Raw genomic sequence first — 26,538 nt, forward strand, 5'->3', positions numbered from 1 at the left:
CGTCCCTGGGCGAGGCCGTTCCCCCTTTCACCGGTCGCCGGCGAAGACCTTCAGCAGTTCGGACGGTGGCAGGCGATAAAGCCTGAGCGCGGGCAGCGCCGCCGCCAGGGCCCCGGTTGCCAGCGCCAGCAGGAACAGCCGCAGCCAGTCGGCGGGGAAAAGGTACATGGGCAGGCGCCAGCCGAAGGCCTCGACATTGATCACGGCCAGCAGGGCCCAGGCCAGAAGCAGCCCGACCGGCAGCGCCAGCAGGGCGGTGACTGCGGACAGGGCGACGCTGCGCAGGATTTCCAGACGGGCCAGCCTGCCGCGGGTCATCCCCATGGCCCAGAGCGGCGCGATTTGCGGCAGGCGGCGGGTCCAGAGCGTGAAGAGACTGGTCAGGATCGCGAACCCCGCGACCCCCAGGGTCAGCGCGTTCAGCGCGCCGGTCACGACGAAGGTCTTGTCGAAGATGCCGATGGATGCGGCCTTCAGACCGGCCTGATCGACGACCGCGTCCGGGGGAAGGGCAAAGGTCCGGGCCAGATCGTCCGCGATCCGGGGCGCCGTTCCCGGGACCGCGCGCACGCCCATCTGACGGAACGGCAGATCCGGGCGCAGGCTTTCCAGCAGGGGCAGGGCGACGATGGCCTGATCGCCCGGGTTGCCGTAATCGGAATAGACCCCGGCGACCGGCAGGCGCAGCGTTGGCGTCAGGTTCACGCTGTCCCCGGGCCAAAGGTCGAGCCGCCGTGCCATCTGTTCGTTCAGCAGGATCGCCTGGCCTCTATGGACGCGGGGCCAGGCGTCGTCGCCAATCGCGACCAGCGGCCAATTCCGGGCATAGACCGGGTCGTCGACGATCCCGTACAGGCGCAGGGGCACGCCGTCCCGGTCGAAGGTCGCGGAACGGATCGGCAGCACCGCCTCGACCCGCGGCGCCAACCACTCGGCCATGGCCTGCGCCTCGGCATCGGTCGCGGCGGTGACATAGAGGTCGGAGGCAAGGCGCTGATCCAGCCAGCCGGTGAAGGTCTGCCGGAAGCTGGAGACCATGGTGCCCACGCCCACATTGGTCGCCAGCGCCAGCAGCAGGGCCATCAGGGCCAGCGAGAGTCCCGGTACCTGTGCGCGCATGTCGGCCCACAGCCACTGGGCCACCGGCCGCCGGGCAAGATGCGCGGCGGTGGCCGTGACGAGCCCCAGCAGCGGCGGGACCAGCGCCGCGGCGCCCAGCAGCAGGCCGCCCAGCAGGGCAAAGCCCGCGATCAGCCCGTCGAAGCGCCAGACCGCGACGATGCCAGCCAGGGGCAGCAGCAGGGCGGCCAGAATCTGGATCCGGGCGCTGCGCCGCGCGCGGGCGACCCAGCCGGCGGTGGTGGCCCCTTCAAGGATCGGCATGGTCGCCAGCCGCCCCAGCGCCTGCGCCCCGGCCAGACCCGTGCCGGCCAGTGTCATGCCAAGCCCCGCGAGCGCCCAGAGGGGCCGGAAGGACAGCCCGCCGCTGACCGGGGCGCCGTAAAGGCCGCGCAGGCTGGCGGCGACGTCCGGCAGAAGCGCTGCGGCGATCAGGTAGCCCAGCACAAGGCCCAGAAGCCCGGCGGTCAGGGCCATCAGCGCCAGTTCCGCCGCCAGGCACAACGACAGGGTGCGGACGGGCACGCCAAGGGCGCGCAATGTGCGGAAGACCGGGCGGCGCTGTTCGAAGGACAGGCCTATGGCGCCATGGACGATGAAAAGCCCCACCGCGAAGGCGAGAAGCCCGAAGGCCGTCAGATTCAGGTGGAAGCTGTCGGTCAGCCGGGCGGTGTCGGCCGCGGCTGCGCCGCGCTGTTCGATGCGCAGGTCGGGGGCCAGTTCCACAAGGGGCGCCAGCCCCATGGGCTGGTCCGGCAGGATCAGCAGCTTCGTCAGGGCGCCGGGACGGTCCAGCAGGCGTTCCGCCACCGCGATGTCGGTCAGAAGCGTGCCGGGCGGGATGGACGTGCTGGGACGGATTTCCGGCATGTCATCGGCACCCTCCAGCCGCGAGGCGGTCTCGGGATGGGCGAAGATCAGGCCGGCACCGGTCAGGAAACCGGTCAGTCCGTCCGGATCGTCGGGGCCCGGGGTGACGGGCAGCACCGGGTAGGACAGGATGTCGATCCCGGTGACCGTGACCCAGGTGCCGCCAATCCGGGCGCGATCCTCCAGCACCGGGGCCAGCTGCCAGCCGGCCCGGCGCAGGCGGACATAGTCGTCCAGCGCAATGTGTCCCGTGGCCGACACCAGCGACGGCAGCGTGCCCGATCCCAGCGCGGCGTCGGCGCGGGCATAGGCGCTGCGCGCCTCGCCATTGATGGCCTGCACCGCGGACCACAGCGCCGTGGCCAGTGCCAGTCCGGCGAGCAAGGTCACCAGCTGCACCGGCTGGCGGCGCCAGTGGGACAGCAGCGCGGACAGGACCGTGCGGATCATCCCAGCCGGCCGCGGCTCAGGTGGATATGGGCGCCAAGCGTGGCCGCGATCCGGGGCGAATGGGTCGCCAGAAAAAGGGCCGTGCCGGTTTCGGTCACCAGTTCGCGCAAAAGCTCCATCACCCGGTCGCCGGTGACCTCGTCCAGGCTGCCGGTGGGTTCGTCGGCCAGAAGCAGTCGTGGTCGCAGTGCCAGCGCGCGGCCGATGGCGACCCGCTGCTGCTGCCCGCCGGACAGCTGTTCGGGGTATCGTTCCAGCAGATCCGTCAGGCCCAGGCGGTCGGCCAGGTGGCGGGTGCGGTCCGGTTCCTCGCGATCCGCCAGACGGGCATGAAGCGCGAGGTTGGCACCTACGGTCAGCGAGGGGACAAGGTTGAACTGCTGGAACACCACCGCGATCGTGGTCCGCCGCAAGGCGGCCCGGGCGGCGTCGTCCAGGGGCGAAAGGGGGGCGCCGTCGATGCGGATTTCCCCGCCGTCGAAGTGGTCGAGGGCGGCGGCCAGGTGCAGAAGCGTGCTTTTCCCGCTGCCGCTTTCGCCCGTCAGCGCCAGGCTTTGCCCTGCGTCCAGCGTCAGCGAGATGCCGTCCAGCACGGGCGCGGGCGCACCGGGATAGGTCTTGGTCAGGTCGTCGATGGTCAGCAGCACGCTTGGGCCCCGGTCGGTTCCGTCGAGTGGAAACATTGGGGCCGGGGCCGGGATTGTCCACCGCGCTGATGCCGCGGGCGGGGGTCGACCTTGGAACCCGCATTGACTATCAGAACCGGCAGTCGGCGACAGGCGGAGAGCGACATGGGACTGACAGAACAGATCATGTGGGGCAGCGCGGTGCTGGTCCTTTGCATCGTGAACCACGTGTTCGGGATCGGCATCGCCATGCGGCTGCTGATGAAGATCGCGAAGGACAAGGACCATCCCTGGCTGCGGGACACCCTGTTCCTACTGGTGGCTGTCGGCGCGGTCACACTGCTGCACGTGATCGAGGTCTGGATCTGGGCCGGCGCAATGATGTGGGAAGACCTGTTCAAGTCGCTGAGCGAGGCGATCTATTTCTCGCTGGTGACCTATACGACCGTGGGTTACGGCGACGTGGTCGTGGGCCCCGAGGCGCGCGTCTTTGCGGCTTTCGCGGCCATGACCGGGGCGCTGAGCTTCGGGATCTCGACCGCGTTCCTTGTGACCTACATCTCCAAGCTGAGCCGCGCGGGCGGGCCGAGCTGGTCCTAGCAGGCTGCTGAAAAACTCTAGCCGCCACAGTTTCGACGCGAAAGCGCGTCACTTTTCGGGCTCTCACGTCGAGCTGATGAAAATCCGGGGCATCGGAGCATGACGAGCGGGCCGAGAGGCACGCGCCTGAGACCTTTTTCTGCGGCCTGCTAGAGCGGGCTCGTCGGCGGCGGGGGCTCCGCCCTAAAGCCGCGTCGATCTGCCCCGGTGGCGGTGCGGCGGGGTCCGCCCGGCTGTAGCCGGTCGAAATTCGCACCTACAGGTCAATGAAAGGCCTTCAGCCGGGCACGGGAGATCTGGACCAGATCCCGCACCTCGTCCCGGATCCCGCCCTCCCTCGGGGCGTCGGCCAGTGTCGTGAACCAGTGTTCGGGCGGGTTGCGTCCCGCCGCACGGCGGAAGGACAGGGCGCGCAGCACCGACTGGGCCTGCGTCGGCAGACGGTCGGGGATTTCGGCCCCCGACAGCGTCGCCCAGACCCCGGTCCACAGCCGCCCGACCGACCAAGGGTTGTAGCCGCCGCCGCCAAGGACCAGAAGCCGCGGCGTCAGCGTCCGCAGCGCGGCGACGGTCCGCCAGTGACAGCCATTGGACAAGGCCAGCCGCGACAGCGGGTCTTCCAGCACCGCATCGGCGCCACATTGCAGGATCACCGCATCTGGCCGGTGATCGGCTACGGCGGGCAGGACGACCTCCTGCAACAGCAGTTCGAACTCGGTATCGTTGAAGCCCCGGGCGACCGGCAGGTTGAAGGCCGATCCGCCGGCCGTGTCCCTGGCCGAGCCGGTAAAGGGCCAGCGCCGCGCTTCGTGGACCGACACCATGCGGACCCAGTCCCGGCCGGCCAGCGCCTCCTCGACCCCGTCGCAGTGATGGGCGTCGATGTCGACATAGGCGATCCGCTCTACCCCCAGCGCGCGCAGGCGCAGGATCGCCAGGACCGGGTCGTTCAGATAGCAGAAGCCGCCCGCCCGGTCGGCATGGCCGTGATGGGTGCCGCCGCCGGGATTGTAGACCACGCCGCCCCGGGTCAGCAGTTCCGCCGCAAGAAGCGACCCGCCCGCGGCGGTGGCGGGGCGGCGGTACATCAGCGGGTGAACGGGGTTCGACAGCGTGCCCAGGCCGTGGACCTCGCGGTCTTCGGGGGTCAGGACCTGCGTTGCCTCGACCCTTTGCAGCGCGTCCAGATAGCGTTCCGTGTGGAACAGGCGCAGCGCGGATGGCTTGGCCCGGGGACTGGTCAGATAGCGGCTGTCGTCCAGCCAGCCTATCGCCCGGGCCAGTGCGATCACCGTGGGCACGCGCGGGATGGCCAGCGGATGGACGCCGTCATAGGTCGGCCGCGCATAGACCTGGCTGCCGATGAAACGCGGCCGGTCCCGATCGCGATCCCGGGCCGGAGCCCGGCTCTGCGCCGGTACAGGGGCCGGATGGGCGGCGGTCACGCGGCGGGGTCCGGGGCCGGGTCCGCATCCGGGACGACCTCGTCTTCCAGCTGGGCCTCGATCTCGGGGTCGATGTCCTGGCCCAGGGCGCGTTCGACGGTCATCAGGCCGCGTTGCGAGATCAGCAGGACGATGGGCTGCATCGCCGGGATATGCGAGAAGACGATCAGGATGCAGACCGTCAGTGGCACCGACAGGAAGGCGCCGGTGATGCCCCAGACCGCAGTCCAGAACATCAGCGACAGCACCACCATGAAGGGCGACATGTTCAGAGACCGGCCCAGCAGCGTCGGGTCCAGGATGTTGCCGACGATGAACTGAACCACGCCGCAGCCCGTGATCACGATCAGGAACGGCCCGAACGTGTCGAACTGCACCAGCGCCATCAGCGCCGGCAAGAGCACGGCGACAAAGGACCCGATGGTCGGAATGAAGTTCAGCGCAAAGGTCAGGACGCCCCATGTCTCGGCGAAATCCAGATCGATCAGCTTGAAGATCGGATAGGAGATGCCGGCGGTCAGCACCGACACGAAAGTCTTGATCGAGATATAGCGCTGCAGGCTGTGGGAAATGGCGTGAAGCAGCTGGGCGATGTGCTCGCCCGTCTCGGGGTCGGGGGCGGCCAGCTGGATCTTGTCAGCGAAGGACTGCCGTTCGGCCATCATGAACCCTGCATAAAGGCAGATCAGAAAGAAGCCCGACAGCACCGCACCAGCGCCGCCGGCGGCGGTCAGCGCGAATTGCGAGGTGTCGATGTCCAGCACGATGGCCTGCAGCGAATCCGCCAGGTCCTCTCCCAGGACGCGGCCCATCCGGTCGACGATCTGGTCGAAACGTTCGGCATAGCCCGGCAGTTCGCGGATCAGGCTGCTGGTCTGGTTGACCATGATGCCGGTGATCGAAAGCAGCGCCGCCAGCACCACGAGAACGCCCAGAAGGTTGCCGAACCAGACGGGCAGCGGCCGGCCCGCCACGCGCAGTGTCGTGATGGTGTCGCTGACCGACAGGATCAGCACGAAGACCAGCACCGCAAGGACCAGCGGCATCAGGAATCCCGCGCCCCAGATCAGGCCGGAAATGGCCAGCGTCCCGATGATCAGCACATCGCGCCACAGGCCCAGCATCGCGTTGCGCTGCCGCTCTGCCGCCCGCACTTCGGCCGGCGTGGTGTCGGGGCCGTTCATCTGCGGGCGCCGCGGATGCGGGGCTGTGCGCAGGGGCGTGGGGCCGTTCGGCCGTGGCATGGCGGGGTCATGACGCTCCTTACGGGCGGAAATGGGCCTCGCGGCAGCGAAGGGGGCTGCACGGTCCGGCAGGCTTTGCTATGGAACCGATGTTGCAGCCTGCCGTGCTGCGGCGCAACTGTCTGCGGATGTGCGGGACCGGGGCCGGTCGCGTGCGGCGCCAGCCCGGGGGGTAGGACATGTCCGAAAACGCGGGTCAGTCGCGCGAAGGAACCGACGCGGTTCGCTGGTTCGCGCTGATGGTGGTGACGGCGCTGATCTCTGTCGTCTTCGTGCGCATGGTGGGCCATTTCCTGCTGGCGCTGATGCTGGCCGCCATCGCGGCGGACATGATGAAGGGCTTTTACCATCGGGCGCTGCGGCTGACCGGGCACCGGTCGGGGCTGGCCACGCTGCTGACGCTTTCGGCCTTCGGTGTGGCGATCATCGTGCCGCTGATCGGCATTGTGACCATGGCCGTGGAACAGGCGGCGAGCCTGTTGCCCGAGGCGCACCAGATCGTGTCCGATGTCAGCCAGGAAGCCCAGACCGGCCAGTTCGACCTGCCGTCCTGGGTGCCGGAACATGCCTGGCTGTCGCGCCAGATCGAAAACGCGCTGGCCAAACTGAGCGAACTGGCCGGCGGCATCGCGACCTTCCTTCTCGGCTCGCTCTCCGTGGTGACGCGGGGTGCGGCGGTGTTCTTCCTGCATCTGTTCGTCTTCATCTATGGATTGGCCTTCTTCATCTCGATGGAGGTGCCGCCGATCCTTCAGGTATTGCGCCTTTCGGGCCTGTCAACGGAAACGCAGGAACGTCTGTACGAACGCATGATCGGGACCAGCCGCGCGACGCTGAAGGTGATGCTGGTTATCGGCGTGCTGCAGGGCGTGGCCGGCGGACTGGCCTTCTGGGCCACGGGCATCGGTGCCGCGGCCTTCTGGTCGGTGGTGATGGCGGTCTTTGCCATGATCCCGGGGGTGGGGGCGCAGGTGATCGTCTTCTGCGGCGCGATCTATTTTGCGATCGAGGGCGACATGATCCGTGCGGGCGCCCTGGCGGTCTGGGGCGGCGTGATGGCGGTGCTGGTCGACAACATGCTGCGGCCTGCGCTGGTGCGCCGCGACAGCGGGCTGCACGACGTGCTGATCCTGGTGTCGACCCTGGGCGGTCTGGGGATCTTCGGCGCGCCGGGGCTGGTGCTTGGGCCGGTCGTGGCGGCCATCTTCGTGTCGATCTGGACCGACTGGGCCGAGGTCAACGGCTCCATCGAACCGGCCGGGGCACCGCCCAAGTCCCGGGCAAAGGCCGAAGATTCCGCCGGGTGAGGCACAGGAAGCACAGTCTGGCACTGGTCCGGCGGGGGCGTTCGCGCTAGGTACTGGTGGGTAACATTCCCGCTATCGGCAATATGACGCCGACCCGGGATCAGATGAAACGACCGGTGCCCGGTCCAATCTGCCAGCAGGACCCATGACACTGACCCTGAGCGACATCCTGTTTCCCCTGAAGGCCCTGCTGAAGGCCATGCAGCGGTTCAACAACAAGAACGGCTGGGTCTATTGCAGTCACATGGCGATGTCGCTTCTGATGGCGCTGTTCCCCTTCATCCTGTTCATCATCTCGCTGGCCGGTTTCCTGTCGCAGAACATCCCCGTCAGCGACGTGAACAACCTGATCTTCGGCGCCTGGCCCGATGCCATCGCCCGCCCGATCGAGGCCGAGGTGCGATCGGTGGTCGAAGGGGCCTCGACCAGCCTGCTGACCTTCGGCGGTCTATTCGCGATCTACTTTGCCTCGAACGGAATCGACGCGATCCGGCTGGCGATGACCAGCGGCTATCGCGAGACCGACCCGCGGCCCTTCTACAAGACGCGGCTGATCGCGATTGCCTTCGTGGTCGTGGGGGCTCTGGTTGTCGTGGTGTCGGCTGCGATGCAGCTGGCCCTGCCGATCTACCTGGAATTCTTCCAGAAGACGTTTCCCATCGCGGCTTTCGACAACCTGTCCGTGGGGGGACTGCGCTTTGCCAACTGGCTGCTGACGGGCCTGTTCCTGGTGGGGATGGTTACGGCCTTCCACATGTGGCTGCCGGGGCACCGGATCCCGCTGCGGCAGGCGCTGCCGGGCGTGGCGCTGACCATCTTCCTGTGGGTCGCGGGGGGCCGCGTCTTCGCCTATTACCTGTCGCATTTCGCGACCTATGGCGCGACCTATGCCGGTCTGGCCGGTGTGATCGCCACGCTGATCTTCCTGTACTTCATGGCCGCGATCCTGATCGTGGGAGCCGAGTTCAACGGCATCCTGATCGCCCGCGAGAAGGAGAAACAGCAGGAAGACGCCGGGGAAGACTGAGCGGTCCACTGCCGCGGGCCCGGATCCGGTCCTACTGCCCGCCTGCGCCGGACAGGATTCGGTAGCAGCGCCTCGATTTCCCTGGGTTTTTCCTGAAAGGGCCGGGCCGTCAGCCGCGGAATCCGGTGGCGACCACGAATTTTTCGGCGCTGTCGGACCGGGACGCGGGCGGCTTGACGTTGGCCACCTTCTCGAACTTCTGTTTCAGGATCGCCTGAAGCTCGCCTTCGGCGCCGCCGGCCAGCACCTTGGCCACGAAGGTGCCGCCCGGATCCAGCACTTCGAAGGCGAATTCGGCCGCGGCCTCGCACAGGGCGATGATCCGCAGGTGGTCGGTCTGGCGGTGGCCCGAAGACTTGGCCGCCATGTCCGACATAACCACATCCGCGGACCCGCCCAGCACGGCGCGCAGCCGTTCGTCGGCGCCTTCTTCCAGGAAATCCATCAGCAGGATCTCGGCGCCCGGCAGCGGGTCGACCTCCTGGATGTCGATGCCGATCACGCGGCCCTTCGGCTGGCCCGACTTCTCGCCCAGGGCATTGACCCGCGGCACTGCAACCTGCAGCCAGCCGCCGGGCGCACAGCCCAGATCGACGACGCGGGCGCCGGGCTTCAGGAAGTGGTATTTCTCGTCCAGTTCCAGGATCTTGTAGGCCGCGCGTCCGCGATATCCGTCGGCCTTGGCACGACGGACGTAGGGGTCGTTCAGCTGCCGTTGCAGCCAGCGGGTCGAGCTGAGCTTGCGGCCGCGCGCGGTCTTGACCTTGACTTTCAGGTCGCGTTCGCCGCGACCAGAGGTATTGCGGGCCATGGGATGTCCTGAATTGTGCCGGGTTCGGTCGTCTGCCTTAGCCTGACGGCAGGGCGGGCTCAAGTCCAGAGCTTTGGCGCAAGGTCGCCAGATCAGGGTTCCAGATAGTAGAACTGGTTCCGCTGCCAGATCTTTTCGCCCACCAGGCAATCATAGGCATCGGCCTTGCGGACCGTCTCTGCCTCTGCGGGCGCATCCAGCCCCGCGATCTCCAGCACGATCTTTCGGCGGACGGCATCGGCGAACTGGTCCCAAGTGGTGACCGGAATGACGAAGGCGCCGGGCCCGCCGATCACGCATTCGGTATAGTAGACGTCCAGATCGTCGATCCCCCAGCGGGCATAGGGATCGTTTTCCGTCATCAGCGGCAAGCCGTTGATGACAATGCCCCGGGACAGCACATCGGCCCGGGCCGACAGGACCGGGCGGCCTGCATTGTTGGGCCCGTCGCCCGAGACGTCGATGATCCGGCGCATCCCGCGGAAACTGTTCGTTTCGAACATCTCGGCCGCGTAATCGAGGGCGCCGGAAATCGAGGTGCGCCGCATGCCGCTGCCATAGTAGGCCGTCAGCCGGTCGGCCACGGCCTGCGCGGCCTCGGCCGTGTCGATCAGGGTCCAGGGGACGATCACGGTCTGCGACCGGTCGCCGGCCCATTCGACATAGGTCACCGCGATGCGCCCGATCATGCCGTTGGCGATCGTGCCCATCACCTCGTCGCTGGAGAGGGCCGCGGCATAGCCGTGGCGCTGGATTTCCAGTTCGGCCGGGGACATGGAACGGGACACGTCGACGGCCAGCACCAGTTCGACATCGACGTCGACCGGCCTTGCCGTCTGGGCCAGGGCCGGTGCGGCGCCAAGGAAGGACAGGCAGGCGGTGAGGGTTGTCAGACGCATGCCCCGATTGCGGCACGAAAGCGGGGACCTGTCCATTCAACACTTCGTCAGAAGGATTGGCCCAGGAGTGGCTGCGCGGAAACGGGCAGGGCGGGAGGGCCGTGCTGCCTTGTCTGGCGCGGCGGGAGGCGTGGCCGGTGGCGGTTGGGGGCTCTGCCCCCGTCCGTGCGGTGCGCGGACTCCCCCGAGGGTATTTGAGGATCAAAGAAGATTGGGAATGGTGCTGGTTTCCGGGGCCATGTGCAGGTGTTGTGCAGGCGTCGGGCAAGGCGGGGGCGCTGCCCCCGGACCCCCGGGATATTTGAAGACCAAAGAAGAGGGAGGGCGCGCCCTTTGTGGCGGCGCGTAAAGAGAGCGTGCGGAGCTTGTTTCTCGAGGCTGAGACAGGGCGCATCATGTAGAACGCGCCCAGGCTTTGGGGGCACGTGCTGGGTGCGTGGTTTTCCACGCACCCTTTGGCGGCGCGGGTCTAGAAACTGCCGGCCTGTTCGACCTGGTGCTGGCGGGCGAGGTTGCCGAAGCGGGTGAAGCGGCCTTCGAAGCTGAGTTCCACCGTGCCGATGGGACCGTGACGCTGCTTGCCGATGATCACCTCGGCCCGGCCGTGCAGGCGGCTCATCCTCTCCTGCCAGGAGGCCATTTCGTCCAGGCGGTCGTCCGACGGCTTTTCCCGTTCCGCGTAATATTCCTCGCGGAACACGAACATGACGACGTCGGCGTCCTGTTCGATCGATCCCGATTCCCGAAGGTCCGACAGCTGGGGCCGCTTGTCCTCGCGGTTTTCGACCTGACGCGACAGCTGGGACAGCGCGATGACGGGAATGTCCAGTTCCTTGGCGATGGCCTTCAGACCTTGCGTGATTTCCGAGACTTCGTTCACGCGGCTGTCCTTGGCGGTCGCAGGCCGCACGAGTTGCAGGTAGTCGACGATCAGCACGTCCAGACCATGGGTCCGCTTCAGCCGCCGGGCGCGCGCGGCCAGCTGTGAAATGGGCAGGGCGGGCGTGTCGTCGATATAAAGCGGGCAGCTTTCCAGCGTCCGCGCGGCTTCTACGAAGCGGCGGAATTCGCCTTCGTTCATGTCGCCGCGGCGGATCAGTTCCGACGGGACTTCCGCCGCCTCGGACAGGATCCGGGACGCCAGCTGTTCGGCGCTCATTTCCAGCGAGTAGAAGCCCACGACGCCGCCGTCGACCGTGCCGTTTTCATCCCGCTGGTATTTCTTGGCGATGTTGAAGGCGATGTTGGTGGCCAGCGAGGTCTTCCCCATCGACGGGCGCCCTGCCAGGATCAGAAGGTCGGACTTGTGCAGCCCGCCCAGCTTCTTGTCCATGTCGTCGAGCCCGGTGGAAATGCCCGCCAGACCGCCGGTCCGCTTGTAAGCGGCGGCCGCCACGTTCACCGCGTCTGTGACCGCGTTCAGGAAGGTCTGGAAGCCGGTGCCGGTCTGGCCCTGTTCCGACAGACGATAAAGCTGCTGTTCGGCCTCGACGATCTGTTCGCGGGGTTCGCTCTCGATATCGACCCGGCCGGCCTTGGCCGCGATTTCGCGCCCCAGGCCGATCAGCTCGCGCCGGACCGCCAGATCGTGGATCATCTGGGCATAGTCGCGTACCGCGAAGGAGCTGATCGCCGCCCCCGCCAGACGCGCCAGATAGGCCGGGCCGCCCAGTTCTTTCAGGCCTTCGTCGCCTTCCATGAAGGCCTTGATCGTCACCGGCGAGGCCAGCGCGTTCTTGGCGATCCGGGACGACGCGACCTCGTAGATGCGCGCGTGGACCGGGTCGTAGAAATGGTCGGCCTTGATGATCGCGGCAACGCGGTCGTAGACATCGTTGTTGGTCAGGATCGCGCCAAGAAGCTGCTGCTCCGCCTCGATCGAATGGGGCAGGGCCTGTGCCGTCAGCTCTGCATCCGAACCGCCCTGGCCCGCGTCAGATTGCGTCGTCTCATGCCCAGAGACCGACCTGATGGTCGCGAACTCGTTCATTACTGCCCTCTCACTCCCGGTGATCTGCCCAGTTAAGGGAAGCCGCCCGTGCTTGGCAAAATGTATATCCTGTGGATAGCTTGCGCATTGCCTGCGTATAGGCGCTTGCCCGTTGATATTGTAGCCTATTTGGCCAGGATATCAACATCTGGGTATGCGAACAGCTATTTCGGTCTTTCCCGCAAAAGTGTGGCAAGGACCGGGGCGCGGGCGGCGATCCGCCCACGGCCTGCCTATTTACGCGCCGCCTGCCAGGCGCGGGGATCGTTCAGGAACGCTTCCACGCCGTCGAGTGTCGAGGTCGAGAAGGCGCCCGATTCCTTGGCTTCGGCCAGCACGTCCCACCATGTGGCCAGGCTGTGCAGCGTCACGCCATGTTCGCCCAGCGTGGCCCGGGTTTCCGGGAAGATGTCGTAGTAGAAGATCACCGCCGTGTGGGCACAGGTGGCCCCGGTTTCGCGGATCGCGTCGACAAAGCTGATCTTGGAGCCGCCATCGGTGGTCAGATCCTCGACCAGCAGGACCCGGTCACCTTCGCCCATCACGCCTTCGATCCGGGCGCCGCGGCCGTGCCCCTTGGGCTTCTTGCGGACATAGGTCATGGGCAGCGCCATCCGGTCGGCGACCATGGCGGCAAAGGGGATGCCCGCGGTTTCGCCGCCTGCGATGTTGGTGAACGCCTCGAAGCCCGCGTCGCGCATCACGGTGACGGCCATGAAATCCATCAGGGTCGACCGGACGCGCGGGAAGGAAATCAGCTTGCGGCAGTCGATATAGGTCGGGCTGGGCAGACCCGAGGACAGGATGAAGGGGTCGTCTGCGTTGAAATGGACCGCCTGGACCTCAAGCAGCATGCGGGCCGTGAGGCGGGCAATTTCTTCGCGGGAGGGGTAGGTGGTCGGAATCATCGGGTCGCTCCTGGGGCCGGGTGACGTCGTCGGCCTCGGGTTAATCGAGAGCGCATCGAAACGCCAGCCCGCCGTTTCCGCAATCGACCCCGCGCGACCGTGACCGACAGGGGGGGCTGTCCCTTCGTTCCGGACGTCCGCTGCCGGACCGCGGTTTTCCCGGGCAGCAGGGCCATCGTCGGAACAGATGGGGAGGCGGCCGTGATGCAAGGGGCCCGTCGGGCGCCTGCGATGCGACCGCCATGTTCCGGAAGGGACTGCGGGTCCGTGCAGAGCCGAACCGGTTGCGCCGGCATCGCCCCCGGACCGGGCGGGGCGGCAAGGACAGGCACGAACCGGGCACGAACCGGGCCCGAGCCGGGAGCGGGTCTGGTGGGCCCGATCTTGCCTTAGAAGAGGAAGTCGTCGGCCGACAGGTCGCCGACCTTGACGCCCTCCAGAAGGATCGAGTTGCCGCGACCGTCGTCGATCAGGGCAAAACCGCCATGGGTCTTCACGTGATCGTTCATCAGGTCGTCGAACGAGGTGATGGTCTTCACGCCCTTCAGCACGATCCTGTCGGTCGTGCCGTCGACGTCGAAGTCGGTGATCGTGTCGTCGCCGAACTTGCCGCGGAACAGGAACCGGTCGGGCCCGGGGCCGCCGGTCAGGTGATCGTCGCCCTTGCCGCCGTTCAGCACGTCGCGGCCCGCACCGCCGATCAGGACATCGTTGCCACCCAGCCCCTTCAGCATGTCGTTGGCGTCCAGGCCGTCGATCCGGTTTTCCCCGTTAGACCCGATGATCCTGTCGGCATGGCCGGACCCCACGACGTTTTCGATGGTCTTCAGCTTGTCCTTGTTTCCCCAGCCGTCCACGGCCTTGCCCTTCGTCAGGTTGACCCGGACGCCCGAAGGATCGTTCTCGAAACTCACCAGGTCCACGCCCGCGTCGCCATGAAGCCGGTCCCGCCCGTCGGTCGAGAAGAACCGGTCGTCGCCAATCCCGCCGCGAAACCTGTCATCGTCCGGCGTGCCGTAAAGGATGTCGTCCTCGGTGATCTCGACCGTCTGGAAATCTGACCACCTGATCGGCCGCCCGGGGCGAAGAGCGCCCGTCGGCAGAGAGATGTCGGTGATCGAGGCGCTGAAGGCGGCCCAGTCGTCGGCCGTTTCGAACCGCGGCAGCGGGTCGCCTGCCAGTACGAAGTGCAGATTGATGTCGATGTCGTGACCGGGGTCGTTATCGGTGTCGTTGCCCACCGTCACGATGGTGGTGGACTTGCCGGCCCACTCGACCGTGAGGACCGAAAAATGGGCCTCGCCCCATTCGGCGACCAGGTTGGACCTGTTGATGTCGTTGATCGACCGCTGCATGACGGGGGACCGGATTTCGACGTCGGTCTCGCCGTTGTAGAGGTCCAGCAGCGCATATCTGAACGTGGTTCTGGCGCTTGGCGCGACGATCGTGGCCACGACCTCGCCGATCGGGCTGCCGGTCTCGCCGGAATAGGCGATCCCGACGCCTTTGATGCTGATTGTCGTCATGGTTGGCCGCCCCGTTCAGACCCGGATGTTCCTGTCGGGTCGCCCCGATCCGACAACCGATACATGGCGCGGCCCGTTTCGCAACAGTTTAGGGTCAGGATCTTAGGATCGGGATCCGTTCATCCTGCACCGTCTGCTTGACAGATGACCCCTCTGGTCACGAGCAAGTGCGCAGGAATAGTGTCTCTATTTCAAGCGCTTGTAAGGCCGAGATAGGGGGCATCCGTCAAATCCGAAGGACGTCAAATCGGCTTGATCTCAGGGGGCGGGCGGCTTGGAAACAGAACCACTATTCCCGGTGCGCCCCGACCCCAAGTGGCCTGCGGAAGCGCCGCTTTATGAAGAAAGGGCCGATCCTGCAGGACCGGCCCCCCGAAACTGTGTGCTGCCGCCGGGGGCCCCGGCCGCGCCTCAGAAGAGGAAGTCGTTCGCCGACAGGTCGTTGACCGCGACACCGGCCAGCAGGATCGAATTGCCGTTGTCGTCCTCGATCAGGGCCGAACCGTCCTGGTCGGTGACGTGGTTGTTCATCAGGTCCGAGAACGAAGTGATCGATTTCACGCCCTTCAGCACAACCGTCTCGCCCTTGGCCGAGATGTCGAAATCGGTGATCGTGTCGGTGCCGAACTTGCCCTTGAAGACGAAACGGTCGCCGCCATTGCCGCCGGTCAGGGTATCGTCGCCATTGCCGCCGGTCAGCATGTCCTTGCCGTCACCGCCGTTCATCACGTCGGCGCCGCCCAGGCCCTTCATCTTGTCCTTGCCGCCCAGACCCAACAGCACGTTTGCGCCATTGTCGCCGATCATCTTGTCGTTCTTGTCCGACCCGTGCGCGTTCTCGATATTGATCAGCTTGTCGCGGTCGCCCCAGCCGTCCTTGGCAAAGCCCTTCTTCAGGTTCACCGTGACGCCCTTGTCGCCGCCATAGCGGTAATCGATATCGTAGCGGACCGTGTCGCTGCCCTTGCCGCCGTTCAGCTTGTCATTGCCGTCAAGGCCGCGCAGGGTGTTGTCCTTCTTGTCGCCCATCAGCGTGTCGTCGAACATCGATCCGCGCAGAACCTCGATCTTCTTCAGCGTATCGGTGTCGCCCCAGCCGTCGGTCGCGGTCTTCTTGGCCAGGTTGGCATAGACGCCGTTCGGGTCGTTCCGGAAGCTGACCTGATCCCAGTTGCCCTTGCCGCCGTTGTAAAGGTCGTCGCCCATGGACGAACTGAAGTAATCGTCGCCCTGCTTGCCGAAATAGCGGTCGTCACGGGGCGTGCCCCAGAAATCGTCGTCCTGCGTGACGACGGCCGTTTCGAAGTCGGACCACTTGATTTGCTGGCCGGGGGCATAGGCGCCGGTCGCTTCCTTCAGCGCGGTGATGCTGTCGTCGAAGGCTTCCCATTGGGCCGAGGTGGTGATGGTCGGCAGCGCATCGCCCGACAGGACGAAGATCATGTCGACGTCGTTTTCGTCCTCGCTCTCGTTGCTCAGCATCATCACCGTGGTCTGATTGCCGGCCCACGACACGTTCACGACCGAGGTATAGATCTCGCCCCACTGGGCTTCGAGGTCTTGGGCCAGCATGTCGTTGATGACGATCTGGACGGCATTGTCCTTCAGGTCGACGACCGGGACGTCGCTGTCCCAGTTGTCAATGGAATAGCTGAAGGTGGAATTCTTGTTCGGAAGGATCAGCGAGACCACGGCCTCGCCGGTGGGGACGCCCACGTCTCCTTCGTAAGTCAGGGAGAAACCCGTGATCGTAAAAGTCGTCATAGTAGTATGTCCTCGAAACTAATAGGCAATTGGTGTCGGCTTACCCGTTTGAAGAGGGGGCACGGGTCTGGAAGTCAGGCAATAGTTGACGCTACGTAACCTTTTTGAAATGACTTCATTGTGTTGGCATATCGACGCTCCGACGCGTCAATTCGTATACAAATTTTGAAAATTGTCGGCATGCGAAGCCGCGTCGAAAATGACCAACGAATTTGCATAATATGCGATTTTTGCATCTTCCGGCGCCGTTTTTGTCCGGCCAATGCACTGCCATTCCGGGCCGTGCGCATGCCCGGACCGCATCCTCTTTCACGGGCAAAGGACCGTTTCAGCCGGTGACGGTCCAGTGGACCGGGAATCCGGGGTCGAAGACCGTGACCGGTCCGTCGCCGCTTTCGATCTTGGCCGGGAAGGTCGTGGCATCGCCCCTGGTCAGCGTGATCGTCGACGCGCTGACCGGCAGGCGATAGAACGCGGCACCGTGGCGTGAAACGAAGCCGTCCAGCTTATCCAGCGCGCCGGCGCGTTCGAACACCTCGGCCATCAGGGGGATGGCATTGGTCGCGGTGAAACAGCCGGCACAGCCACAGCCGCATTCCTTGGCCGGGTCGACATGCGGCGCGCTGTCGGTGCCCAGAAAGAACCGCGGATCGCCCGAAGTCGCCGCCTGCACCAGCGCCAGGCGATGGCTTTCGCGCTTGGCCACGGGCAGGCAATAATAATGCGGGCGGATGCCACCGACCAGGATGTGATTGCGGTTGATGATCAGGTGGTGCGCCGTGATCGTGGCGCCCAGTCCGGCCTCGGCCGAAGTCACATAGTCGACCGCGTTCGAGGTGGTAACATGTTCCATTACCACCCGCAGTTCGGGCACCGCGCGCCGGATCGGATCCAGCACCCGGTCGATGAACACGGCCTCGCGGTCGAAGATGTCGACCTCGGAATCCGTGACCTCGCCATGGACGCACAGCGGCAGGCCGATCTCGGCCATGCGTTCGAAGACGGGGCGGACCTTGTCGAAGTCCCGCACGCCCGACGCCGAATTGGTCGTGGCCCCGGCGGGGTAAAGCTTGACCGCATGGACCAGTCCTTCCGATGCGGCCACGGCCACGTCGGCGGGATCGGTCTCTTCGGTCAGGTAGAGCGTCATCAGAGGGGTGAAATCGGCCCCTTCCGGCATCGCCGCCATGATCCGCGCCTTGTAGGCGGCAGCGTCGGCAGCGGTAACGACGGGCGGCACCAGGTTCGGCATGATGATGGCCCGCCCGAAATGGCGTGCCGTCTCGGGCAGGACGGCCTTCAGCATGGCGCCATCGCGCAGATGCAGGTGCCAGTCGTCGGGGCGGGGAATGGTCAGGCTCTGGGTCATGAAATCCAGCTAGCACGCGCGGCAGGGCCGTGCCAGAGGACAGGATGGCCCCGCGCATCGGAAAGCCTATCGCAACGGGAGGCAAGGGGATGCGGCGGGCAGGGTGGCCGTTGCCGGGACCGGGGCGCGGCCCGGTCCAGTGCCCCGGAAACATGCCCGCGCGCACAGCCAGAAGGCGTTTCGCAGAAGCCTATCATGCAGAATGGGCGCCCGAAGGCGCCCGCTGCCCGTAACGATCCAGGTGTTTCGCCGTGTTTCGCCGTCAGCCGAAGTCCCAGCCGTCGGGCAGGGCGATCCAGCTGGTATTCGATGCCGCGAACTGGGTCATGCCGTCCAGGTCCAGCCCCCAGTCGGCCTGGCTGTCGCCGTTGGTGTCGATCTGGACCAGGCCATTCTGCATCCGGACCTCCATCACGCCCTCGGTCCCGGAAAAGGCCTTCTTGCCGATGTACACGATCTCGTCGACCTGGTTGAACAGCAGCGCTGCGTTCTCGGTCAGGTCCAGCTTGTCGCCCTGCCTGACCTTGAAATCCGTGACCGTGGTATTGCTGGTGCCATCCCAGTTCAGACTGGAGGCCTGAAACATGTCGCCGCCCTTGCCGCCGGTCCAGACGTTCTTGCCCATGCCGTCGCTCACGAAGGTGTCCTTGCCGCCCTGGCCGAGCAGGCGGTCGTCGCCGCCCTTGCCATAAAGCCGGTCGTTCCCCTTGCCGCCGAACAGGGTGTCGTTCCCGTCAAAGCCGTCGATCTGGTCGTCGCCGGCGCCGCCCTTGACGATGTCGTCGCCCTGGGACGCGTTGAACTTGTCGTTGCCGGCGCCCAGATTGATCTTGTCGTCGCCCACGGATCCGTTGGCCCAGTCCGCCTCCTTGGTCAGCGACCCGCGTACGCCGGTCACGGTCAACTCGTTCCAGATCAGGCCTGATCCACCCACGTTCATGACCCGGCTGATATCGACGCCGGACTTGATGTTGATGGTGCCGGCGACGTCGCCGTCGTCCAGGAACTGGACACGGTTGATGGTGCCGGTCCAGCCCGCATCGGTCTTGGAAAACTTGCCCAGGAACTTGTAGCCGACCTCGGCCGCATAGTCGGGCTGGTTGTGGATCTGGTAGGTGAAATCGGTGGTGACCGAAATCGCCTTGGCCGACTTGCCGCGCGGCAGGGCATCGGCCCAGTCGTCGGCGTCGAAGTAATAGAAGCCCTGCGTCGCGAATGAGAACACGTTCTCGTAATACGTAGGCTCAGGCTGAAGGAACTTGATGATGGACTGTTTCATGAAATCTTCTTTCCCGGAACTCGCCAGACAGGGTCGAAATGGCCTGTCTGACAGGAATTCTTGGTGTCAAAACAGGGATCAGGCAAGAAAAATGCGCATTTAATGTGCGGTTCGTGAACGCCATTTCATGGCGTTGGCTGGGATGTCATTTCCGAAATATTGAAAATGACGTTGAAATTCCGTGTGCTCTTGGGGCCGCTGCAACGAAAAAGGGCGCCCGAAGGCGCCCTTTTCCACGATGGCAGGGGGGTCACTTCGCATCCGGCCAGGCGGTCGGGTCGGTGTCGAGATCCGGGAATTTCTTCGGATCGAAGACCGGCTTCGCCACGCCGGCCGCCAGCTGGGCGCGGAAATCGTTGATCAGGCGCAACGCGATGGGGAACAGCATCATCAGTGCCAGAAGGTTCACCACCGCCAGAATGCCCATCAGCGGGTCCGAGAACGAGAAGACCACCGTCGCCCCCGGCGCGACGGCGCCCAGGAAGACGATGGCGACGATCACCCAGCGCAGGGTGTGGATCGCGACCTTGCTTTCGGTCATGAAGGACAGTGCATTCTCGCCCAGATAATAATTGTACATGATCGACGAGAACGAGAAGAGCACGATGGCTGCGGTCAGGTAATACTGCGTCCAGCCGCCCAGCATGCTGACCAGGCTTTGCTGGGTCAGGGCCGCACCGTCCAGGCCTTCGGCCCCGGGCTGGTAGACATCGCCCAGAAGGATGATGAAGGCGGTGCAGGAACAGACCACCATCGTGTCGATGAAGACCGAAAAGCTTTGCGTGATGCCCTGGCTGACCGGGTGCTTCACATAGGCGGTCGCGGCGACGTTGGGGGCCGATCCCAGGCCGGCCTCGTTCGAGAACAGGCCGCGGCGCAGACCGTTGGCGATGGCGGCGCCGACGCCGCCGGCCACGGCTTCCCTGAAGCCCAGAGCGTTCGAGACGATGTCCCAGATCACGCCGGGCAGCGAGGTGATGTTGACCACGATCACCAGCAGCGCCAGCAGGATGTAGCCCACCGCCATCACGGGGATGATCACGTCTGCCACCTTGGCGATGCGATGGATGCCGCCATAGACGATCAGGCCCGTGGCCACCGCCAGGAAGGCGCCGGTCCACAGGCGGGGGATGTCCATGCTGTCCAGCGCCGCGCCGGCGACGGTGTTGCCCTGGAAGGCGTTGAAGCCGATGGCGAAGGAGGCGATCAGGCAGACCGCATAGATCACGGCCAGCCAGCGATAATTTTCGCCCAAGCCGTGGATGATGGCCCGCGCCGGGCCGCCGCGATAGGTGCCGTCGGGTTCGGACCGCTTGAAGACCTGCGCCAGCGTCGATTCGACCAGGGCAGAGCACATGCCGACCAGCGCGATGGCCCACATCCAGAAGACCGCACCGGGGCCCCCGGCGGTGATCGCCACGGCCACGCCCGCGATGTTGCCGCCGCCCACCCGGCCGCCGACCGACACCAGCAGCGCTTCGCGCGCGGAAATCTTGCTGGGGTCGTTGCTTTCCTCGTCCCCGGTCAGGACCTTGAACATCCGGCCGAAGAACCGCAGCTGAACAAAGCCGCTGGCAATGGTGAAGAAGACCCCAAGGACAACCAGGAAGGGTACAAGCGCCCATCCCCACGTAAAATCATTGATCGCGTTGAAAATCGTATCGAAAAAACCCAAGACAGCACTCCTATTCTGCACTGCGGACCGGTGGTGTACGGTCTGCCGGGCCGACCACCCGGCATTCAACCAGTATAGTGTATCTTGGGCAAAGGTCGCCCCGCAGTGCAACGTTCAATACGACATTCGGGCCCAAACCGGGGGACCGGCGGGCCTAAAGTCTTGAAGTCGTGCTTAAAAATCGGACTCTGGCCGCGCCCCGGCGGGGAAGGGGGCGCCCTGTCCGTCGCCGCGGATGCGCGGCGCCGCTCAGCTGTCCTTGTCGTCAGGCTTGGCGGGCTGTTCCTTGGCCGGCTGCGGGCGCGCGGCGGGGAACTTGCGGGACCCGAAGCCCTTGCTGCCCGGGCGCTTCTTGGCCGGCGTGGCGAGGAATTCCTTGAGATCCAACGGCTTCTTCGGGGTCGAATAGCCCATGGTCTGGCTCCTCTTGTTTTGTCGCGGGGACGTGGTCTGCGGCAAGGCAAGCCTTGCCGCAGATCGTCCAGGCAAGGGGATTGCGGAACGGGCGACCCCTGAAGGTGCCCGCGCACTCAACGCGCCTGCCTGGAATTCCGATTGGTTCTGGGGTGGCGGCCGGTCAGTCCCGGTCGCCAGCGTCGCGCGCCTCGCGGGCGGCCTTCAGGCGTGCCGTCTTTTCGGCGCGCGCCTCGGCCTCTTCATCCAGAATGCGCCTGGCATTCATGGTGGTCTTGTCGATTTGCGAAACCGGCCCGGACGCCTTCGTATTGGCGGAAACGGTGGGCGTCAGAAGCTTCCCACCATTCCCTTCCTGAGCCGGAACACCTGCAAGCAGGTCTTCCAGCGAAGGCTTCACGCCAGCGCCAGGTTGCTGGCGGATTCACGGCCGTCGCGGCCGGTTTCGATGTCGAAGGTCACTTTCTGACCGTCGTCAACGCGGCTGATGCCGGCACGTTCGACTGCGGAAATGTGCAGGAAGATGTCCTTGCTGCCCGATTCCGGTTGAATGAAGCCGAAGCCTTTGGTGGCGTTGAACCATTTCACGGTGCCATTGGCCATATCCGTGGTCTCCTATAGAAATGCTGTCCGCAGAATCGCGACAGCCCGGCGAAGTCGATCCAAGTCGATCAACCGGAACCGGGTGAGCGGCAACAGCATGTCGAAGAGAAGAAACGTTAGCCCCCTGTACATGCGGGTCCACGCCGGTTTTTGCAAGGGGCTTTCCCGCCATTTGCCGATAATTCGCCAACAATTCGTATTCCTGGCGAATTCAGGCGGTCGCCGGGACCGGCGTTATTTCAAAATACAATTAGGGATTGTATTTTCGCCCGCCGGGCTCCGGCTGGGCCGGTGCGGTCGCCGCGCCGACCGTGGGCCTATGCCTCAACTGTATCGGTGCTGCGGTCCGGTTGGCCGCCTGACCGTCTGCCCGCGCCCATGACGAAGCGCAGATCGGAAGGGGATGCGCCGGCGGCTCGTTTCCGGTCCCGGACGGGTCCGGTGAACGGGGCAGGCGCGGCGCGGTCGGGCCGCTCCACCTCCTGCGGGCGATGCTGTCCGGGCGATGGGGTGCCGTCCGCCGGGCACGAAAACGCGCGCCCGGTGGACCGGGCGCGCGCATTTTTCGTTCTGGCTGTCGGGACCGCGGATTACGGCGTGTGACGGCCGACGCCGTTTTCGTCCATGATCTTCTTCATCGCTTCACGCGCCTGCGGGGCCAGGTCGTACATGGCCGGGTTGTTCGAGATGAAGCCGATCTTGAATTGCGGCGGATAGTCCATCAGGTCCTTGATATAGGCGCTGGTGGCACCGATCACCGGAACCGTCGCCGGGATGTGGCGGATGCCGATGTTCACGTCCTCCTGCGGGTTTGCATAAAGGTTGAACATCACCGCACCGCCCGTGTCGGTAAACAGCGACCCCGAGAAGCCGCCCCAAGACCCTTTCTGCACGATCGAGTTCTGGATCTCGCCGGTGAACATGTACTTGAACTCGTCCACCCGCATCGATCCGAAATACTGGTTGATCGTGTAGGGACGGCTGCGGCGGTTGGAATAGCCCTTGTCGGCGACCAGGAACGACAGCTGGTCGACGCCGTCGATATAGGTCTTGTCGTCGAAGAGCTTGACCAGGTCGGCGCCCTTGACGCCGTTCATCGACATGACGGTCGGCAGGATGTCGGCAAAGTCGAACAGCCCGTCGGACCGGCGCGGCGTGATCATGTCCTTCCAGTAGACGAATGTCGGAACCCGCACGCCGCCTTCCCAGTTGGACCCTTTGCAGCCGCGGAACGGGGTCCGGCCATGCGGCGGGACTTCGCATTCCGGACCGTTGTCCGACGACAGGATGACAAGCGTGTTTTCCAGCTGGCCGGTTTCTTCCAGCTTGGCCATCAGGCTGCCGAAGATGTCGTCCATTTCGACCATGCAGTCGCTGAACACGGTATGCGCGGCAGATTTGCCCAGGTAATCGTCGTTCGGGTAGTTGTCGAAGTGGCAGCCGCGGGTCGCGTGGTACAGGAAGAAGGGCTTGTCGGCGTCCTTCTGCTTGTCCAGGAAGTCCAGGCTGACGTCCTTCCAGTGCTGGTCCAGGTCCTTGATGTAATCAAGGTCGATCAGCTTGCCGTTGTCGCACTTGTCCTTGTCGGTGGCAGAGCAGGTGACTTCGTAGTGGTTGAAGCCGTCCTCTTCCATCATCTTGAAGCGCGACGGCGACAGGGCGAATTCCGGGTTCAGGTAGGTGTCGCGCCATTCGGTGTACATGTCCGACACGCCCAGGAAGCCGACGTAGTTGTCGTAGCCCACGTTCTGCGGCAGCGACCCCTTGTTTTCGCCCATGTGCCACTTGCCGACACCCATGGTCGTATAGCCCTTGTCCTGCAAAAGCTCGGTCACGGTGGTCGCGCCGTCCAGGCCGCCGGCTTCGCCATACATCGGCGGACGCAGGATGCCGTGGTGCAGCGGGTTCTGCCCGGTGTGGATCGTGGCCCGGCTGGGCGAGCACGACGGCGTCGAATAGGCCGAGGTCAGGATCAGCCCGTCATAGGCGAACTGGTTCATGTTGGGCGTGTCGTTGCCGACCGCCGCGCCACCGCCGTTGAAGCCGGGATCCATATAGCCCACGTCGTCCAGGAGGAAGAACAGCACGTTGGGCTTCTTGCCGGTCTTGGCGTCCAGGTCGGCCAGCTTCTTGGCCGCATTCGCGTCCTGTTCGGGACGCGACAGGACCGGGTACATGTTCGGCGCGGGCTTGGTGTCCGTCATGTGCAGCGAATTGCCCGGATAGTCGAAACCGGGGGCAGAGGTCGGCCCGGTCGACGATCCGCGGATATTGGTGCCGGCATCTTGTGCCAGCGCCAGTCCCGGGGCGGCGATGCCCAGCGTCACGGCCAGGGCCAGAAGGCCCTTCAGCCGCCCGCCGGAGCGAGAGATGGTTCGATACTCAGGTGTCACGTTTACTATCCTCCGTAACAAGGTCTCTGTGGATCGTTCCCTGCACGGCGGCGCCTCACGTCTGACGGTGAATGTCGCAATGCGCACAGGGCCGGGTTATCCGGAGAGCCGACGCAAGCCGCGGCCACGTGGTGGCCGGGGCAGGGCGCGCCCGTCCCGATGGGGGCTGTGTCTGGAATTGTCGCGCGGGGTGCCTGACCACGTTTGCCGCCGGGGGCATCTGGATGCCGGCTCCGGGCGGTCGGGCGACGGCACCGGTTCTGTCGGCGCGCCCTTACCTTCCTCCGGAACTCACACTCCGGCACACAAAAAAACACTCTGCCGAACCGCCGGCAGGACCTGAAACAAGGGCATCGGTCACGGGATCAGGCGCAGGAACCAGAGCTTCAGCCCGACCTTCCGGCGCCATGTCCCCGGTTCCGACCGGCGGCAGGGTCGGCCGCGATAATGACCGGTTTTCCGAAGATTTGCAAATGAATTTTAATTTATTGTCAAAGGGTTGGAATGTCCCTGGCGTTACAATTGATCGCCCGGAGGTCCGCGCCGGACCGCGCGCTCCGGTCCCTTGCGGGGGTCATCCGCGTCGCAGGGCCCGGGCCTTCAGCGCATGGCGAAGCAACCGGTCGGCCTCTTCCCGGGGCAGGGCCCGGGCCGGCGGCGTCATCATCAGCCGCCCGAACAGGGCCCGCCAGGGTTCTTCCAGCATCAGCGTCCCGAACCGCGCGTGCCGCCACTTCACCGCTGCCGCGTGAAGCTCTGCCAGAACCGGATCGGCCCCCAGCCGCGCCCGGTGTTCGGCCGTGGCCCCGGCCATGCGCGCGATGGATGTATCGACCTCGTCACTGAAATTCCGTTCGACCCAGTAATCCATCCTCAGTGGCGCATCGACGTTCACGCGGCCCCGGTCGGCCTTCAGCACGAAGCTTTCCATCGCCCCCAGCGGGTAATGGTTCAGCTGCACCAGCCCGTAATAATCCCGCCCCAGGGGCGAAAAGATCCGTTCCGTCCGATAGGCCGGGTCCAGCGGCCGGCCCGATCCGTCGACCCAGTGCGCCGTGTCCAGCCGCTGTGGCTTGGGATCGCGCGGCCGGTGGATTCCCAGCTTCCGGTAGGTCCCGTCGTTGCGGTAGAGTGTCTTGAACATCCCCGCCCGCCAGGGCCAGTTCAGGATCCTTGGTGCCGCGCGGGTAAAGATGTCCGGCACCGGCCGGTCCTCGTATTCCACCACGCCACCATTGCCGAACAGCCGCCAGGTCAGCGGAATGGCCGTCGCGGCCGGCAAGGCCTCCAGCAGGTCCGGTATGGTCCCGCCGCCTACGTGGATGTTCACGAACTCGTCGATGTCGCAGGGCAGGATCCAGTCGGCCCGCTTCACGACATCCAGCTTGTGGGCCCGGTTCAGCGCCGTGAACTGCTTGCCCCGCCGGTCATAGGGCCCGTCGTTGCGCAGATGGGTGACCAGCCCCATCTCGGCCAGCCGGTCAAGCAGCAGGTCCGTCCCGTCGTCGCAATCATTGGTGAAGGCCAGGACATGGGTGAACCCGCAGGCCAGGTGATGGGCCAGCCAGTCCAGAAGGAACGCGGCTTCGTTGCGCATGGTGGTTACGGCCAGGATTTCCATCCCGCCACACCGCCACCGAATACCCAGATTTGCAAGCCCGACACCCGCCGCAATCCGCAGGGTGCGTGCCCGGCAGACATCGCCGCGTCAAACGGTCAGATCGAACCGCTTTGCAATTGCCGTTGCCGTCTCGCGATACGCCCGAAACCCCATGGCCTCGTAATAGGCCTGCCCTTCCGCATTCCCCCGTCCGATGGTCGCATCGATGGCGATAAGCCCCTCGGCCTCCGCCGCGGCCCTGGACGCCGCGAACAGCGTCCGCCCCACGCCGCGCCCGGCGGCCGCCGCGTCGACATAGGTTCCGATGATCCCCCAGCCCGGTGCCAGACCGTAGGGATTGCCGGCCGTGGCCCGCTTCAGCGACTGAAACCCCAGCACCACTCCGTCCCCGACGGCCACCGAACAGGCCAGCCGGTCGGGATGCGCCACATATTGCGCCATCACCGTCGCCGCATCGCCGGCCCGCGCGCTTCCCCACCGCGCCAGGATCGGCGTCAGCACCAGGCTCATGGCCTCCGCATCCCGGGCTTCTGCCGCCCGCACAACGATCCCGCCCATCGCACCCTCCAAAGGCTGACGGTGCGTGGAAACCACGCAC

Annotated in this window: 22 protein-coding genes; 3 read left to right on the forward strand and 19 right to left on the reverse strand. The window is 65.4% G+C overall.

Features of this window, described 5'->3' with window-relative positions; all coding sequences use genetic code 11:
• Positions 1 to 27: 27 nt before the first annotated feature.
• Both FQK05_RS14615 and FQK05_RS14620 read right to left on the reverse strand, forming a co-directional pair.
• The gene (locus FQK05_RS14615) at positions 28 to 2,439 is read right to left on the reverse strand and encodes an FtsX-like permease family protein (protein WP_158968090.1); all 2,412 of its coding nucleotides are present in this window, start codon (positions 2,437 to 2,439) and stop codon (positions 28 to 30) included.
• The gene (locus FQK05_RS14620) at positions 2,436 to 3,086 is read right to left on the reverse strand and encodes an ABC transporter ATP-binding protein (RefSeq protein ID WP_199252673.1); all 651 of its coding nucleotides are present in this window, start codon (positions 3,084 to 3,086) and stop codon (positions 2,436 to 2,438) included. The genes FQK05_RS14615 and FQK05_RS14620 overlap by 4 nt, the downstream gene beginning before the upstream one ends.
• A 144-nt stretch (positions 3,087 to 3,230) precedes the next feature.
• On the opposite strand from FQK05_RS14620, the gene FQK05_RS14625 reads away from it, so the two are divergent.
• Positions 3,231 to 3,665, forward strand: coding sequence for a potassium channel family protein (locus FQK05_RS14625; protein ID WP_233270516.1), 435 nt, complete (start codon positions 3,231 to 3,233; stop codon positions 3,663 to 3,665).
• A 263-nt stretch (positions 3,666 to 3,928) separates the two neighbouring features.
• Here the strand turns inward: FQK05_RS14625 and FQK05_RS14630 are convergent, their stop codons facing one another.
• On the reverse strand, positions 3,929 to 5,110 hold the full coding sequence (locus FQK05_RS14630; RefSeq protein ID WP_158968092.1) for an acetoin utilization protein AcuC: 1,182 nt from the start codon (positions 5,108 to 5,110) through the stop codon (positions 3,929 to 3,931).
• Entirely contained in the window at positions 5,107 to 6,354 is a 1,248-nt protein-coding gene (locus tag FQK05_RS14635; protein WP_233270517.1) for an AI-2E family transporter, read from the reverse strand. Before FQK05_RS14635 ends, FQK05_RS14630 begins: the two co-directional genes overlap by 4 nt.
• 179 nt (positions 6,355 to 6,533) lie before the next feature.
• Here FQK05_RS14635 and FQK05_RS14640 point away from each other — a divergent pair, with 179 nt between their 5' ends.
• Together FQK05_RS14640 and FQK05_RS14645 are read left to right on the forward strand one after the other, a co-directional pair.
• Entirely contained in the window at positions 6,534 to 7,661 is a 1,128-nt protein-coding gene (locus tag FQK05_RS14640; RefSeq protein WP_158968094.1) for an AI-2E family transporter, read from the forward strand.
• Between the two features lie 145 nt (positions 7,662 to 7,806).
• Positions 7,807 to 8,688: a YihY/virulence factor BrkB family protein gene (locus tag FQK05_RS14645; protein ID WP_158968096.1), complete on the forward strand. Its 882-nt coding sequence runs from the start codon at positions 7,807 to 7,809 to the stop codon at positions 8,686 to 8,688.
• 109 nt (positions 8,689 to 8,797) lie between these two features.
• Here the strand turns inward: FQK05_RS14645 and FQK05_RS14650 are convergent, their stop codons facing one another.
• The 15 genes from FQK05_RS14650 to FQK05_RS14715 form a co-directional block, all read right to left on the reverse strand.
• The gene (locus FQK05_RS14650) at positions 8,798 to 9,499 is read right to left on the reverse strand and encodes an RlmE family RNA methyltransferase (protein ID WP_158968098.1); all 702 of its coding nucleotides are present in this window, start codon (positions 9,497 to 9,499) and stop codon (positions 8,798 to 8,800) included.
• Positions 9,500 to 9,591: 92 nt separating this feature from the next.
• On the reverse strand, positions 9,592 to 10,398 hold the full coding sequence (locus tag FQK05_RS14655; RefSeq protein WP_158968100.1) for a DUF1194 domain-containing protein: 807 nt from the start codon (positions 10,396 to 10,398) through the stop codon (positions 9,592 to 9,594).
• Positions 10,399 to 10,867: 469 nt separating this feature from the next.
• The gene (locus tag FQK05_RS14660; RefSeq protein WP_158968102.1) at positions 10,868 to 12,388 is read right to left on the reverse strand and encodes a replicative DNA helicase; all 1,521 of its coding nucleotides are present in this window, start codon (positions 12,386 to 12,388) and stop codon (positions 10,868 to 10,870) included.
• Positions 12,389 to 12,621: 233 nt separating this feature from the next.
• Complete coding sequence (locus tag FQK05_RS14665) at positions 12,622 to 13,296, reverse strand: orotate phosphoribosyltransferase (RefSeq protein ID WP_158968104.1); 675 nt, start codon at positions 13,294 to 13,296, stop codon at positions 12,622 to 12,624.
• Positions 13,297 to 13,685: 389 nt separating this feature from the next.
• Positions 13,686 to 14,822 (reverse strand): calcium-binding protein, encoded by a 1,137-nt coding sequence (locus FQK05_RS14670; protein WP_158968106.1) that lies wholly within the window; start codon positions 14,820 to 14,822, stop codon positions 13,686 to 13,688.
• 411 nt (positions 14,823 to 15,233) lie between these two features.
• The gene (locus tag FQK05_RS14675) at positions 15,234 to 16,586 is read right to left on the reverse strand and encodes a calcium-binding protein (RefSeq protein ID WP_158968108.1); all 1,353 of its coding nucleotides are present in this window, start codon (positions 16,584 to 16,586) and stop codon (positions 15,234 to 15,236) included.
• Positions 16,587 to 16,914: 328 nt separating this feature from the next.
• On the reverse strand, positions 16,915 to 17,955 hold the full coding sequence (gene pyrC / locus FQK05_RS14680; protein ID WP_158968110.1) for a dihydroorotase: 1,041 nt from the start codon (positions 17,953 to 17,955) through the stop codon (positions 16,915 to 16,917).
• Positions 17,956 to 18,217: 262 nt separating this feature from the next.
• Complete coding sequence (locus FQK05_RS14685; RefSeq protein WP_158968112.1) at positions 18,218 to 19,234, reverse strand: calcium-binding protein; 1,017 nt, start codon at positions 19,232 to 19,234, stop codon at positions 18,218 to 18,220.
• 250 nt (positions 19,235 to 19,484) lie between these two features.
• Positions 19,485 to 20,909: an alanine/glycine:cation symporter family protein gene (locus tag FQK05_RS14690; protein ID WP_158968114.1), complete on the reverse strand. Its 1,425-nt coding sequence runs from the start codon at positions 20,907 to 20,909 to the stop codon at positions 19,485 to 19,487.
• Positions 20,910 to 21,158: 249 nt separating this feature from the next.
• On the reverse strand, positions 21,159 to 21,323 hold the full coding sequence (locus tag FQK05_RS25885; protein ID WP_199252674.1) for a hypothetical protein: 165 nt from the start codon (positions 21,321 to 21,323) through the stop codon (positions 21,159 to 21,161).
• A gap of 163 nt (positions 21,324 to 21,486) precedes the next feature.
• Positions 21,487 to 21,723, reverse strand: coding sequence for a hypothetical protein (locus tag FQK05_RS14695; protein WP_158968116.1), 237 nt, complete (start codon positions 21,721 to 21,723; stop codon positions 21,487 to 21,489).
• The gene (locus FQK05_RS14700; RefSeq protein WP_158968118.1) at positions 21,720 to 21,926 is read right to left on the reverse strand and encodes a cold-shock protein; all 207 of its coding nucleotides are present in this window, start codon (positions 21,924 to 21,926) and stop codon (positions 21,720 to 21,722) included. Before FQK05_RS14700 ends, FQK05_RS14695 begins: the two co-directional genes overlap by 4 nt.
• A gap of 590 nt (positions 21,927 to 22,516) precedes the next feature.
• Entirely contained in the window at positions 22,517 to 24,319 is a 1,803-nt protein-coding gene (locus tag FQK05_RS14705; protein ID WP_199252675.1) for a sulfatase-like hydrolase/transferase, read from the reverse strand.
• A 574-nt stretch (positions 24,320 to 24,893) separates the two neighbouring features.
• The gene (locus FQK05_RS14710; protein ID WP_158968120.1) at positions 24,894 to 25,940 is read right to left on the reverse strand and encodes a glycosyltransferase family 2 protein; all 1,047 of its coding nucleotides are present in this window, start codon (positions 25,938 to 25,940) and stop codon (positions 24,894 to 24,896) included.
• Positions 25,941 to 26,027: 87 nt separating this feature from the next.
• A complete protein-coding gene (locus tag FQK05_RS14715; RefSeq protein ID WP_199252676.1) occupies positions 26,028 to 26,498 on the reverse strand; it encodes a GNAT family N-acetyltransferase in 471 nt (156 codons plus the stop codon).
• Positions 26,499 to 26,538 lie beyond the last annotated feature (40 nt).

Source organism: Chachezhania sediminis, from assembly GCF_009765275.1.
GTDB classification, from domain to species: domain Bacteria; phylum Pseudomonadota; class Alphaproteobacteria; order Rhodobacterales; family Rhodobacteraceae; genus Chachezhania; species Chachezhania sediminis.

Bases quoted from the DNA above. Each gene is read 5' to 3' on its own strand.
- FQK05_RS14615 (WP_158968090.1), bottom strand. From the start codon at position 2,439: ATGATCCGCACGGTCCTGTCCGCGCTGCTGTCCCACTGGCGCCGCCAG.
- FQK05_RS14625 (WP_233270516.1), top strand. From the start codon at position 3,231: ATGGGACTGACAGAACAGATCATGTGGGGCAGCGCGGTGCTGGTCCTT.
- FQK05_RS14635 (WP_233270517.1), bottom strand. From the start codon at position 6,354: ATGCCACGGCCGAACGGCCCCACGCCCCTGCGCACAGCCCCGCATCCG.
- FQK05_RS14640 (WP_158968094.1), top strand. From the start codon at position 6,534: ATGTCCGAAAACGCGGGTCAGTCGCGCGAAGGAACCGACGCGGTTCGC.
- FQK05_RS14645 (WP_158968096.1), top strand. From the start codon at position 7,807: ATGACACTGACCCTGAGCGACATCCTGTTTCCCCTGAAGGCCCTGCTG.
- FQK05_RS14650 (WP_158968098.1), bottom strand. From the start codon at position 9,499: ATGGCCCGCAATACCTCTGGTCGCGGCGAACGCGACCTGAAAGTCAAG.
- FQK05_RS14655 (WP_158968100.1), bottom strand. From the start codon at position 10,398: ATGCGTCTGACAACCCTCACCGCCTGCCTGTCCTTCCTTGGCGCCGCA.
- FQK05_RS14660 (WP_158968102.1), bottom strand. From the start codon at position 12,388: ATGAACGAGTTCGCGACCATCAGGTCGGTCTCTGGGCATGAGACGACG.
- FQK05_RS14665 (WP_158968104.1), bottom strand. From the start codon at position 13,296: ATGATTCCGACCACCTACCCCTCCCGCGAAGAAATTGCCCGCCTCACG.
- FQK05_RS14670 (WP_158968106.1), bottom strand. From the start codon at position 14,822: ATGACGACAATCAGCATCAAAGGCGTCGGGATCGCCTATTCCGGCGAG.
- FQK05_RS14675 (WP_158968108.1), bottom strand. From the start codon at position 16,586: ATGACGACTTTTACGATCACGGGTTTCTCCCTGACTTACGAAGGAGAC.
- pyrC (WP_158968110.1), bottom strand. From the start codon at position 17,955: ATGACCCAGAGCCTGACCATTCCCCGCCCCGACGACTGGCACCTGCAT.
- FQK05_RS14685 (WP_158968112.1), bottom strand. From the start codon at position 19,234: ATGAAACAGTCCATCATCAAGTTCCTTCAGCCTGAGCCTACGTATTAC.
- FQK05_RS25885 (WP_199252674.1), bottom strand. From the start codon at position 21,323: ATGGGCTATTCGACCCCGAAGAAGCCGTTGGATCTCAAGGAATTCCTC.
- FQK05_RS14700 (WP_158968118.1), bottom strand. From the start codon at position 21,926: ATGGCCAATGGCACCGTGAAATGGTTCAACGCCACCAAAGGCTTCGGC.
- FQK05_RS14710 (WP_158968120.1), bottom strand. From the start codon at position 25,940: ATGGAAATCCTGGCCGTAACCACCATGCGCAACGAAGCCGCGTTCCTT.
- FQK05_RS14715 (WP_199252676.1), bottom strand. From the start codon at position 26,498: ATGGGCGGGATCGTTGTGCGGGCGGCAGAAGCCCGGGATGCGGAGGCC.